This is a genomic window from Paenibacillus sp. NPDC058367 (assembly GCF_042723305.1).
GTDB lineage: Bacteria > Bacillota > Bacilli > Paenibacillales > Paenibacillaceae > Paenibacillus_AQ.
On the sequence record NZ_JBHXIZ010000003.1, the window covers coordinates 44867 to 57229 of the forward strand.

Below are 12363 nucleotides of genomic sequence, written 5' to 3' on the forward strand. Positions count from 1 at the left end.
CTATACCCAGATTTTGATTACGTTTTCAGAGTATCAGAATCTGAGCTTCTGGCGAGATAGAGAGCAGAACGTCTTATCAGGGAAACCGTCAGATACTTGTGAACCAAATTCGCAGTACAATCGACCATTTTCTACCTGCCTTGTGGGACTAGAGATACAGCGCATATACGACTTTAGACAAAAAACGACCACCACTTAGGAAGTACCCGAAGTGGTGGTCGTTTTTTTAAATGTCTATTTTCAACTGAATCATAATCAAACGAATATTATCTAGACTACATGCTAATGCCCAGACGCCTGAACATTCCCTTCCGCAGAGGCATCCATCTTCTGACGTCCCATATAGAACGAAGCCAATAACGCTAACGCTGCAGGAATCACCGCCCAAGCAAAGGTGTTTACAATGGATGAGGATAACCCCGCTGTAATCTTACCCAGAATTTCAGGTGGAATGAGCGCCCTAGTCTCAGGTGAGAGCAAAGCATGCGGATCTTTAAAATCCATAGCTCCCGCCGGAGCCGCTCCTCCACCATTAGCCGAGAGTAGCTTGGTAAGATTGCCTGAGAAATAGTGACTTTGAATGATACCGAAGGTGGTAATGCCTATGGTCATGCCCAGTGAACGAATGAAATTCAGCGTTGCGCTGGCAGAGCCACGTTGCTGTGCCGTCAATCCATGAATAGATGCCGTACTTAGCACTGAGAATGAAGCACCAATCCCTAGCCCAATTAAAATCATATATAAAGTAACAAGCAGTCGTGAAGCATCCGGCGTGAGTGTCGCTACAAGTCCAGTACCGATCACCAAAAGTGCGAATGTAGGAATCAGCAGGCTGCGGTAACTGGTTTTTGACATCAGAAATCCGCCCATCGTAGCTGTAACCACTGAGCCAACCATCATTGGTAGCAATACAAGTCCTGAATTTGTAGCTGATCCGCCCAATACCCCTTGAATAAAGATCGGAATATACACAGAAGCCACAATAAAGGCTGCACCGCTAAATAGTGCACAGATAATGCTCACCGCGTATAATCTTTTTTTAAACAAAGCAAAGGAAATAATCGGTTCTTTCGCTCTAGTCTCTACAACAAGAAACACTGCTGCAAGGATGGCAAAGGCTGCAAATAAACCAAGAATCATGGAAGAATTCCAAGCATACTCTTTCCCGCCTAGCTCCAGCGCAAACATTAAGCAAATGACTGAACCAAGCAGCGTACCCGCGCCCAACCAGTCAATGGGCTGTTTAGAATGCTCATGCGATTCTTTATAAAAGAATACGACCATCGCAAAAGCCAACAGTCCAAGGGGTAAGTTAATGTAAAATATCCACTGCCAAGCAATATGATCGGTAATATACGCACCCAGTAATGGACCAAATATACTCGACAATCCAAATACTGCTCCGAATGCCCCGCCGAGCTTGCCCCGCGTCTCCAGCGGAACAGCATCGAACATGATGGCAAAAGCGATTGGCACCAGCGCCCCACCACCAATGCCCTGAATAGCCCGGTACGCAGCTAACTGAGTTATTGTATCAGCCGTTCCACAGAGAGCCGAACCCGCCATGAATACGATAATTCCAAAAATAAAAAACTTCTTACGACCATACATATCAGACAGCTTGCCGAAAATGGGCATACCCGCCATCTCGGCTACGAGATAGGCTGATGTCACCCAGACAAATTTGTCCATTCCGCCAAGCTCCCCAACAATATTACCCATTGCAGTTGCAACGATGGTGCTGTCCATGGAGGCCATAAGAATTCCTAATAGGAGACCTGCGATTACAATACCCAGATTGGGCGATTTGGCAGCACTCATATGTTCCACTCCTCTTTTTCTCAAAAAATAACTATAAAATTGTCTTTAAATCTTCACTTGATGCTTCACTGTTGCGTGCTTATGAACTTCTAGTGTATCGCGGAATTCCACCGTTTCTATTTCACAATCCGGACCAATGATTACACGTTCTCCCCTTACCATACTAGCCTTTGTATTGACCAGATCAATAGCATCGCCTTCGATTAGCCCCGCTTCAAACAGTATTTTCGAAGTTGGCTTCATCATATGCAGCAGTCTTCCCGTTTTACTCTTCTTAATGGTTAAGATACTGCCCCCAACCTCCTTCGCACTACTTGGACCAAACAATTTAATCTCCAAATGCTCAGCACTAAGTAATCCAGCTACGCTTAAGGCACCAGAAATTTGTAATTTTTCCCCTTCACAATCACCCTTCACATCCAAATTTCCGTAGAGATGAAGCTCATCGATTTTTACGGAGGCTGCTTTTATTTCACCCTGTCCACGTAAGGAATCCCCTTCAAGATTACCCTCGAGTGCAATTTCGCCAGTGATTTTCATTTGCTTCATATGCAGATTTCCAGCTATATTGGCATTTCCAGTCAGATTCATCTTCTCGCAATTCACATCTCCAGCGAATTTGCATTCTCCAGTGATCTTAACATCTTTGAAAGAACCACCGGCTGAAGATGTCGTTCCAATTATTTTCAGATTATCATTCACAGGGCCTTCTCCACCTTTCCAACCTTAGCCTCTGGATGCACTGTAATTTGTTCGCGATACTCTACCCGTCCGAGTGTACAGCCTGGGCCAATAATGACAATATTTCCTCTGATGATATCCGCAGTTGTATATTCTACATCTATAAAATCTCCCTCGATCGTTCGAGCACATAGCTCAGGCCGAAGTTTAGGGATGATTCCGCTAAACATCTTACTCCAAAACCCATTATTCACTTGCCGTATCACGAGGCTTTCCACACCAATTTCATTAGCCTTCCCTTGACTCTGCAGTTTGAAATCCACATGACCGGCACTTAGTAAACCACCAACACTAAAGCTACCTTCACCTACGAAATCCTCAAGCTCACAATCCCCTTTGACACTCACCATTCCGTTAAGGGTACAGCTTTCACCTCGAAAACTCTTACCTACATTAAGAACCCCATCCACCTTTAGGGTACCAAAACGCATATTACCCATCACTTTGATGACCCCGTTGCATTCTGCTTCTTCTGCTGCGAGATCATCATTCAAATTCATATGCCCATTTCCTTTAAACATTCGCGCCACAATCGGTCCGACTACTTTACCTACACCATCCATGTTTACGTTGTTGTAAGTACCTCCGGCCCCACCACTAACCCCGTTTATTATCAAATCAGGCAGCTGATGTTTGTCCATTACTCTTCCTCCTATTCAACAAGCTTGTAGGCAAGCTTACCTTTCAATTGTTCGATCAAATCTGCATATGTCATTTTACTGACTAATCTAACCCCTTCATCAAACCATAACTCCGCAGGTGCTTGTGCCAGAATGAAGGATGAAACCCCCATTTTCCGGACAAAAAACAACTCCCAGCTTCCACTCTCGAGCCTTGAAACTTTCTCCTGCAAAGTGCGAAACAGAAGCTCCGCCTCCTCCATACTCATTTCCCCAGCACTAAGCAGGCGGTCTACGGCGAATAAATGAACGAGCTCCTCAAAAGTATATTTACTTTCATCACCGAGACTTTCTCCAAATTTCCTCAGCGTTGTTGTCGAAACAATGTTACGCTCTATAATTTCCTTAGCAGTTACACTCACCTTCTCAAAGGATGCCTTATCCGATAGCTTATCAGCCATTTCATCCAAAGAAAGCCCATCTTTCATATTCACAATGTTGTGAATTCGCGACAAGATCATCTCTTTAGGAAAAAAAGTCTCTTGTCCAGTAAAGGTAGATTTGCGAATAAACCATTCCTCGGGGATTAACTGCTTCCTTTTCCAGCGATACAATTGCCCATATGAAATACCGGTTAAATCCAGCAGTTGCTTCTTCGAAATCAAATCATCTTCCATATGCGATCACTCCTCGAAAACATCGTAACATAACACTGTTACGTTGTAAATAAAACACTCCCCCTTAAATCTCCTACTGAAACAAATCATTGCATTAAAGTTTCCCTCCAAGATTTTACGACACAAGAAAAGAGTGAACCTCCGTCTAGAGGAGGATCTTCGCTCTTTTACCCGCACTGTATTCTTTGATTTAAGCTAGGCATATTAATTTATGACAAAAAGAGAAGGAGTCTTTATCGACTCCTTCTCTTTTCCTCACTTAATGTCTTCAGAATCTTTTTTTTGGTTTGGCTTAATCGTTTTTCAGCACCATGTGGGTGTAATGGTTCACCCCAGATAAATCCATCACCTTCGTACCTCGGAATGAGATGCATATGGTAATGGGTAAGGTCGTTAAACTTCCCTCCATCTTGACAAATTCTTATACCGTCAGGTTTAAACACGCTTTTCAAAGCAATTGAAAGTTTTTTCGAAGCATCCATGATAGCATAAGCAGTCTCTGACTCCATCTCTTCGACATCACAGTAATGCTTTTTGGGGAGGATTAGAGTATGTCCTTCATTAAAAGGAGCAATATCAAGCACACAAGTAATAAATTCATTTTCATAAACAATATTCAAGTCAGGTTCAATACCGTTAGCGATTCTACATCCTAAGCATTCCATGTACAGCAGCACTCCATCCTATTTATTTTCATTTACTACTTGTTGAGCAATGCTTAGAATTGTATCCTCATCCAAACTGTTGAACTTTAAAGTGATTGAACCTTTTGAAGCATTGAATGCTAAAAACGTATAATCATCTTTTTTTATTTTTTGCACCTGATTGCCGCTAATACCAATAATATCAGCATCATTCAAATCAACTTGATTATTGCTATAGGTTATTTCAATGAGTGTTTCTCCTTGATAAGGTCCGTAGATGATTTCTCTTTCATTGGACGCTTTTTGTTCCTTTGTTAACTTCTCCAGTTTCCCTTTGTTTTTCGTATATGTGACTAAAACTTCTTGATTATCTCCAATAAAGTTGCCTTGTTTGTCCTTTGAAGGGAATTTATGTTGTATATAACTAACTTCATATCCATCCAGTGTAGGGATACTAAATGAAGATCCTAATGCACTAACCTGCACCTGCGCTTTAGCTAATTCATCGTTGGAACCAGCCTTTTGACATCCTGATATTAAAAATATAATTGCAGCAATAAAAAATATAAATCCAGATTTGTTCATGAAATCACCTCTAATTATTTGAATTAATACCAATGGAAAACCTTGTTAGTTCGTAGATATACTTCAGTAACATTCCTCTTAATCCCCTTAATATCCCTAAATATGGAAGCACTATATATACGTTGTAAAAGTAAATTTGTTGCACTAAACCCCTCGTCCATTTCGACGATACCTTGGAATGATTCCGTTGGAATTTACTTCATTTCCTTCAAATCCAATGGGTAATCAACTCCTTACCATAGTGTCATCTTAATAACAGAACAAACGTTCGTAAAACTTAAATATCAACAATATGATTTAACATAGCCTAAAACAAAGAAAAGAAAGCCCTCCCGAGCCAATACTATGGCATCTGGGACAGCCTTCTTCATTTTACTTGCTCTATCTACAAATCTTATCGTTTAAGTCTTTCATTAACCTTACTGCACATAGGTATAATGCGCTGAATCATATTGTGGGCCGGATTTCTCATAAGTGAACCAGTACTCAATGCTGCTGCCAGCACTTAACCCACTCACAGTCTGTTTCCATGTACCTGAGCTGTTGGTCATCCGGTAATTAAGCTGTGGCCCCCCGTTAACCTTATAATGCACATCTACATAAAGAGCACTGGTCACAGGTGTAATATAAATGCTCGCTTCTGTTGAAGAAAGTCTCGTTACCCCTGCTGTAAAGTCAGCCGTCACATGATCACCGCCTCCGCTGCCTCCAGTGGGATTAGTAGTAACTGTTGCGGTATTACTGGCGGATGATAAATTACCTGCTGCGTCCGTAGCTTTTACTGTAAACGAATAGGCTGTGCTCGGAGTAAGTCCACTAACAGTTGCTGTAGTTCCCGCCACAGAGGCTACCTGCTGTGTTCCACGATAAACAAGATATCCCGTTACACCAACATTATCAGTTGAAGCAGACCAGCTCAGGTTAACTGTTGTATCAGTCTTGCTGGTTACTGTCAGATTAGCAGGTGCAGTAGGTGCTGTCGTGTCTCCAGTATTACCACCACCCGTCAAGTATTGCCCGGTGAATGGGTTAAATCGATGCAGGGATAGAATTAACCAACCCGTGCTGGACACGCAGTTTTGCTGCGCCATCACCCAATAGCTGTTGCTGGTCCCTTTCAGTGAGTACGGGATTCCCCCAAGCGAAGCGCCGCTTGTGCCTTGTTTTTTAATAATTTCAGTGTTAATGGCATCCGCTTTGGATACATTGCCTTGCATAAAGTAGGCGAGCGACATAAATGCGCTTCCTTCAAACCATACATCAGCACCCGTGTTACCGATTTGATTCCCGTTATCGTCATATGCGGGTAAAACTTCATCCGTCCAGTCAAAATCATAGCCGGTCAGCGTATTCCCAGCATCATTGTAAGTAAGCGTCTGCTTGTAACGCGGATTTGCAAGGGTCCCCGGGGTGCCGGAGGCATTTTCAACATAGGCTAAGCTTGCTCCATAGTTATGCGTTCCAGATACTCCTAAAGCCAGTACTCCCCATGGATTCACATCTAAAGGAATTTTAGGATCAATCAGATTCGTATCGTTTTTCCAGCCTCCCTTGAAGCGTTTGACACTGTCATCCCACACATAATTATCCAGGAAGGTTTTGACTCCAGAAGCTGCGCTATTGTATGTGGCAGCCTTTGAGGAATCCACCGAAGCATAATACTGCAGCACTCGGTAAATATCGATATTGTGCTCGGTTGAGCTCCAAGGCTCATCGGAGTTACTCCAAGCACTCCATCCTCCTGCGATACTGCCATTTGCTTTTTTATACTGTAAGCTCCAATCGAGCGCTTTGAGCGCCATCGGACGATATCGCGTGTCATTATATTGCTTTTCATAAGCCATAGCTGCCATTGCCATCCATACAACCGGCCCCACATGTTTACGAATTTCTTCTCCGAAGCCATTGTTATACCAATAAGAATTCAACCAGAAACCTGAAGGGTCTTGAATGTCTCGCATTTTGTTCAACACTTGCTCTGCCCGTGTCCGTTCACCTTTTACAATAAAGGCAATAGCTGCAACAGCTTGATCATACGTATATACAATCTGTTTGGGGTTGTTAGGTCCCCAGAAATCCTCAAAGCTATCTACCAAGCCTTCAAAAGCATATCCCACCGTTGCATCCTGCTGGGCCTTCAGCCAGACTAAAGCACGATTTGAAGCATCACTTGTGGCATCTGCACTCGCTTTTCCACCAAAAGGTAGAGCTACCCCAAGCACCAACAGACTTGTCATTAAGATCGAAAACAGCTTCCTCATCTTCATAACTTTCCTCCTCATAATCATGATGAACTAGGCAATGAGAGATCTTTGAAGCATAATACTAAAGCGTTTTCAAGCAGCGACAACAGGAACTTTTGAATTCTTTACCATGGTAATTGTCCTCATTTTCAGCCTTCGCGGCCAATTCGTCAACGATTTTCTGTAAAATTTTAACTAAATGAGGCGAAACAACCATAAATCCCATTTAAGAAACTATACGAAAGACCGCACTTATTTTATTAATTCGTGTTCACGAAGACAAAACAAAAAGAGCAGACAGCTCCTTGGGTAGGATTCTATCTGCTCTTATGATTTAATAACTATTCTATTCAGCTTTATCTTCACCAGAAGCTTCGACTGCAGCTGGTTCAGCAGTATCTTCATCGGTTGGCTCTTGAGCAGCTGGAGGCGCAATTCGGACAATCAAAGTGTCCTCAGGCGTCAATACTTCCCAGCCTTCATGCTTCGGAAGATCAGACACCAGCAATTGGTCACCAATATCTAGTCCACTGAGATCCACCTCAAAGGATGCCGTTAATTTATCTGGAAGTGTGCGAATATCCAGCTCATGCAATTCAATCTGCTGCACGCCGCCACTCTTCACACCTACTGGATCACCTGTAAAGTGGAATGCCACTTTTGTATCCAATTTAGCCTTCATATCAATTTGTTGAAAATCAATATGCAGCAGTTGTTTGGATACTGGCTGGCGCTGGATTTCTTGGATGACAACGTTCTTTTTACCCGAGTCTGGTAATTCCAAGGTTAATACTGCCCGAGGGTTATTAGCCAAAATCCCGGTAATTGTCTTAGCATCCGCTGTAAAGGACTGGCTATCTGAACCTGCACCGTACACGACTACCGGTACAAAGCCTTTTCTGCGCTGTGAAGAAGTCGAGCCGGATCTTTCTGTCAAACGTACTGTTGTATTCACGATGATTCCTCCTAAGTAGGGATTTTATACTAGACCGATTAGATATGTACGTCTAACCTAACCACTCTCTATTACCCCATTAACCTGGCTTCGAAACCCTCTAAGACTTTTTGTGCTCAGGCAAAAATAAGGTCAAATTGTATTATTATACAATTCAACATTAATTATTCAAGACTCAGGAGCGAATCGTCATTATATCTTTGACAGCTATCAGACCAAATGACAAGCTACAAAGTGGTTATTGCCAGCATCCCGGAATTCCGGGATTTCAGATCTGCAAACCTCTTGAGCATAGGGACACCGGGTATGAAATTTACAGCCAGAAGGCGGGTTCACTGGGCTCGGAATATCTCCCTTAAGGACAATTCTTTCCCTTTTCAGCTTGGGAATAGGTATTGGAACAGCTGATAGCAATGCCTTGGTATACGGATGGAGCGGGTTCTTAAATAATTCATCTCTAGAAGCCGTCTCCATCATAGATCCCAGATACATAACACCGATTCTTGAACATAAATGCTCAACCACACTCAAATCATGGGAGATAAACAAATAGGTTAGCCCACGGCTCTGCTGCAGCTTACTGAATAAATTAATAATCTGTGCTTGGATGGACACATCCAAGGCCGAGACTGGCTCGTCTGCAATGATTAGCTCAGGATTCAGCACAAGCGCACGCGCGATTCCGATCCGTTGTCGCTGTCCTCCTGAGAATTCATGCGGAAAGCGATCAATATGATAAGAGGATAAACCACATGCCTCAAGCGCCTCATGCACCCGATCACGAACCTCTGATTTTGAGCATAACCCATGATCCAGTAAAGCTTCTCCGATAGCATCACCTATGCGGACCCGAGGGTTAAGTGAGCTATACGGGTCTTGAAAGATTAGCTGCATTTGGGGTCTGATATTTCGCAATTCAGCGGGAGACAAAGAATGAATGTCTATCCCTTTGAATTTGATCTCGCCTGCCGTTTTATCCGTTAGCCGTAAAATCGTCCGTCCGACCGTACTCTTTCCGCTCCCGGATTCTCCTACAAGCCCAAACGTCTCACCTGGCTGAAGCGTGATGCTAATATCATCAACAGCCTTCACATGCCCAACCGTTCGGTTAAGTAATCCCTTAGTGACAGGGAAATATTTCTTCAGATGATTGACCTCAAGCAATGCCTCAGGCATGAACAACCGCCTCCTCATACAACCAGCAAGCTACCTTTTGTCTGCTGGCCACTTCTTTAAGCTGGGGCTGCTGGCTGACACATACAGGCATGCAATGCTCACAGCGGTCATGAAAATAGCAAGAAGGTACCAGCTCAAGCGGATTTGGTACTTGGCCTGGTATGGAATACAGCTCATCCTGCCGCTGATTGATAACTGGCTTCGATTTGAGCAGCCCTTTCGTATAAGGGTGTTTGGGATTGTTGAACAATTCAACAACCTCCCCCTCCTCCACAATCTTTCCGGAGTACATAACAATCACGTAATCAGCCATCTCCGCGACTACACCCAGATCATGGGTGATTAATAGAATAGACATGCCGGAGTTGTCTTTAATTTCACGAAGCATATCCAGAATTTGTGCTTGAATCGTTACATCCAGCGCCGTTGTCGGTTCATCTGCAATCAATAACTTTGGACTGCATGCGATAGCAATAGCGATCATTATCCGCTGCAGCATCCCTCCACTTAATTCATGTGGATAACTATCAGCAATTTGCTCAGGTCGTGATATGCCTACCTGTTTTATTAGTTCAATCGCCCGGATACGCGCCTGCTTCTTATTCATCTTCAAATGCACGATCAACGGCTCCATAATTTGTTCACCGATCTTGATTACAGGATTAAGAGAGGACATGGGCTCCTGGAAGATCATCGCGATCTCGTTGCCACGGATGGCTCGCAGTGTGTTTTTGTCCATTTGCAACAAATCTTCACCCTGAAAATCAATTTTGCCATGGGTTACCTTGCCCCCTGGCTCTTCAACAAGACCCATGATGGACATCGCAGTTACACTTTTGCCGCAGCCCGATTCTCCGACGATACAGACCGTCTCTCCTTCACGGACACGGAAGCTTACATCATCAACGGCTTTCACTTTTCCTTCTTCCGTGAAGAAGTATGTACTTAGACCGTCTATATTCATTAAATCACTCATGTGAGGGTCACCTACCTCTTCTGTTTAGGATCAAGTACGTCCCGGAGTCCGTCACCAAAAATATTGATCGCGATTACTGTCGCGAAGATGGATAGCCCAGGTGGAATCCACAGCCACGGCCGATCCTTGAAGTCGATCATATTATTCGCTGCGTCAATCATATTGCCCCAGGTTGGCGTTGGCGGCATAACACCTAGCCCAAAAAAGCTAAGAACCGATTCACTCAGAATAGCGCCACCGATGTTGAGCGTTGCCATAACGATCAGTAGCGGGATAATGTTCGGCAGCAAATGGTTAAATAATTTACGCCGATCCCGAAGGCCTAATACTACAGCTGCTTGCATAAACTCACGTTCTCGCAGACTAAGCATTTGCCCCCGTACCATACGCGCCATACCTGGCCAGCTCACAATGCTGAGCATAAGCATAACGATATACATCCGGTAGTCCGTTGGAATCTTCCACTCTGATAATAATGCTCCAAAAATAAAAAGCAGCGGCAAACTCGGAACCGTCAATAAAAGATCCGCAATCCGCATTATGATTTGATCGGCGATTCCGCGGTAATACCCAGCTATGGCTCCCAAAAGAGCCCCGATAAACACTGAAAGAACCATTGATGCCAGTCCTACTGTTAGTGAAATGCGTCCTGCCTGCATCACCCGGGTCAAAATATCTCTGCCCAGCGCGTCAGTGCCAAGCCAATGCTTCATATCAGGGGCCTTGTTCATCAGTGCCATATTTATTTTGTTATCCGTATAGGGTGAGAACAGCGGGCCAATAAAACAAAGCGCAAACATAAAGATCACTACCACAAACCCGGATACCGCCAGCTTGTTCTTCAGCAACCTCCGAAGGGATTGCCGGAATAAAGAGGATTTTCCTTTGGTGGTCTGGGGTTTCGAGATACCCGCTACATTACTTTGAACTGCCACGTCAGCTTCCTCCTCTCTATAGCCGAACTCTAGGATCAGCAATCCGGTACAAAACATCCGAAAGCAACGTTCCTATGACGGTAAGTATGGCAATAAACATCGTAAAGCCCATCAGCAAAGGATAATCCCTAAGTCCGAAGGACTGCATATACAGCTGGCCAATCCCAGGCCAATTGAATATTTTTTCAATAATAAGTGATCCGCCAAATAATGCTGGAAGCTCGAAACCAACCAGTGTAATTGCGGGCAGCAAGGCATTACGTAAGGCGTGTGTAAATAGCACCTTTCGTTCTTTTAAGCCTTTGGCACGGGCGGTGCGGATATAATCCTGTTTTAAGACATCGATCATATTACTGCGGAAATAACGGGTGAGTGAGCCCAATCCAAGTAGAGTCATAACAACAACCGGAAGGGTCATATGCGTTACAATCTCCTTAAAATACGCCAGACCCGTAGCATTACTACCTGTCGTGATTATTCCACCCGGAGGGAGCCACTTGAGATCGACGGCCAGGATTTTGATCAGGAATAAGCCTATAAAAAATGACGGCAGCGACATTGCTGCGAATATAGCGATCATCACGAGTGTATCGAACCAGGAATATTGCTTATAAGCTGAAATCACACCAATAATAACTGCAATCACCCACGTCAGAAACGTGGAAACGGCAGCCAGTAAAAAGGAATTCCAAATATAATCATTAAAAAGCTGCAGCACAGGCTTTTGTTGGGCTAAGGAATACCCGAAATCGCCATGCAGCGCATTCTTCATCCAGATTCCATAGCGCTCAAGCATCGGCTTGTTTAAGCCGTAAATCTCACGCAGCTCAGCTTTACGTTCTGCAGTCAATTTGATATTTCCGGTTATGAAGTCTCCGGGAGTTGAAGCATACAGGCAGAAGATCAATAATGATGCCGCAAATAAGATAATGACCATGTACAACAGTCTTTTCGATAAATAAGCGCTCATGACAGACTCCTTATGATTTG

12 protein-coding genes are annotated in these 12363 nt (G+C 43.8%); all 12 read right to left on the reverse strand.

The features are described from left to right. Positions 1 to 282: 282 nt before the first annotated feature. Positions 283 to 1821, reverse strand: coding sequence for an MDR family MFS transporter (locus ACFWMP_RS17020; RefSeq protein ID WP_379424335.1), 1539 nt, complete (start codon positions 1819 to 1821; stop codon positions 283 to 285). A 45-nt stretch (positions 1822 to 1866) separates the two neighbouring features. Continuing rightward, positions 1867 to 2523: a hypothetical protein gene (locus tag ACFWMP_RS17025; protein WP_052404364.1), complete on the reverse strand. Its 657-nt coding sequence runs from the start codon at positions 2521 to 2523 to the stop codon at positions 1867 to 1869. Further along, positions 2520 to 3203: a hypothetical protein gene (locus ACFWMP_RS17030; RefSeq protein WP_042190007.1), complete on the reverse strand. Its 684-nt coding sequence runs from the start codon at positions 3201 to 3203 to the stop codon at positions 2520 to 2522. The genes ACFWMP_RS17025 and ACFWMP_RS17030 overlap by 4 nt, the downstream gene beginning before the upstream one ends. A gap of 11 nt (positions 3204 to 3214) precedes the next feature. Next, positions 3215 to 3859 (reverse strand): YhbD family protein, encoded by a 645-nt coding sequence (locus tag ACFWMP_RS17035; protein WP_339242601.1) that lies wholly within the window; start codon positions 3857 to 3859, stop codon positions 3215 to 3217. 233 nt (positions 3860 to 4092) lie between these two features. After that, complete coding sequence (locus ACFWMP_RS17040; RefSeq protein WP_341124566.1) at positions 4093 to 4524, reverse strand: HIT family protein; 432 nt, start codon at positions 4522 to 4524, stop codon at positions 4093 to 4095. Positions 4525 to 4542: 18 nt separating this feature from the next. Beyond that, positions 4543 to 5088 carry a hypothetical protein gene (locus tag ACFWMP_RS17045; RefSeq protein ID WP_379424336.1) on the reverse strand — a complete coding sequence of 182 codons (546 nt, stop codon included), beginning with the start codon at positions 5086 to 5088 and terminating at the stop codon, positions 4543 to 4545. A gap of 419 nt (positions 5089 to 5507) precedes the next feature. After that, a complete protein-coding gene (locus ACFWMP_RS17050) occupies positions 5508 to 7355 on the reverse strand; it encodes a fibronectin type III domain-containing protein (protein ID WP_379424337.1) in 1848 nt (615 codons plus the stop codon). A 322-nt stretch (positions 7356 to 7677) separates the two neighbouring features. After that, entirely contained in the window at positions 7678 to 8286 is a 609-nt protein-coding gene (locus ACFWMP_RS17055; protein ID WP_379424338.1) for a 50S ribosomal protein L25, read from the reverse strand. A 210-nt stretch (positions 8287 to 8496) separates the two neighbouring features. Next, entirely contained in the window at positions 8497 to 9462 is a 966-nt protein-coding gene (locus ACFWMP_RS17060; RefSeq protein WP_379424339.1) for an ABC transporter ATP-binding protein, read from the reverse strand. After that, complete coding sequence (locus ACFWMP_RS17065; RefSeq protein ID WP_042190016.1) at positions 9455 to 10438, reverse strand: ABC transporter ATP-binding protein; 984 nt, start codon at positions 10436 to 10438, stop codon at positions 9455 to 9457. Before ACFWMP_RS17065 ends, ACFWMP_RS17060 begins: the two co-directional genes overlap by 8 nt. 11 nt (positions 10439 to 10449) lie before the next feature. Further along, positions 10450 to 11373, reverse strand: coding sequence for an oligopeptide ABC transporter permease (opp4C, locus tag ACFWMP_RS17070; protein WP_156113156.1), 924 nt, complete (start codon positions 11371 to 11373; stop codon positions 10450 to 10452). A gap of 16 nt (positions 11374 to 11389) precedes the next feature. Beyond that, entirely contained in the window at positions 11390 to 12343 is a 954-nt protein-coding gene (locus ACFWMP_RS17075) for an ABC transporter permease (protein WP_339242616.1), read from the reverse strand. Positions 12344 to 12363 lie beyond the last annotated feature (20 nt).

Bases quoted from the DNA above. Each gene is read 5' to 3' on its own strand.
- ACFWMP_RS17075 (WP_339242616.1), bottom strand. From the start codon at position 12,343: ATGAGCGCTTATTTATCGAAAAGACTGTTGTACATGGTCATTATCTTA.
- ACFWMP_RS17035 (WP_339242601.1), bottom strand. From the start codon at position 3,859: ATGGAAGATGATTTGATTTCGAAGAAGCAACTGCTGGATTTAACCGGT.
- ACFWMP_RS17040 (WP_341124566.1), bottom strand. From the start codon at position 4,524: ATGGAATGCTTAGGATGTAGAATCGCTAACGGTATTGAACCTGACTTG.
- ACFWMP_RS17020 (WP_379424335.1), bottom strand. From the start codon at position 1,821: ATGAGTGCTGCCAAATCGCCCAATCTGGGTATTGTAATCGCAGGTCTC.
- ACFWMP_RS17030 (WP_042190007.1), bottom strand. From the start codon at position 3,203: ATGGACAAACATCAGCTGCCTGATTTGATAATAAACGGGGTTAGTGGT.
- ACFWMP_RS17060 (WP_379424339.1), bottom strand. From the start codon at position 9,462: ATGCCTGAGGCATTGCTTGAGGTCAATCATCTGAAGAAATATTTCCCT.
- ACFWMP_RS17065 (WP_042190016.1), bottom strand. From the start codon at position 10,438: ATGAGTGATTTAATGAATATAGACGGTCTAAGTACATACTTCTTCACG.
- ACFWMP_RS17045 (WP_379424336.1), bottom strand. From the start codon at position 5,088: ATGAACAAATCTGGATTTATATTTTTTATTGCTGCAATTATATTTTTA.
- ACFWMP_RS17050 (WP_379424337.1), bottom strand. From the start codon at position 7,355: ATGAAGATGAGGAAGCTGTTTTCGATCTTAATGACAAGTCTGTTGGTG.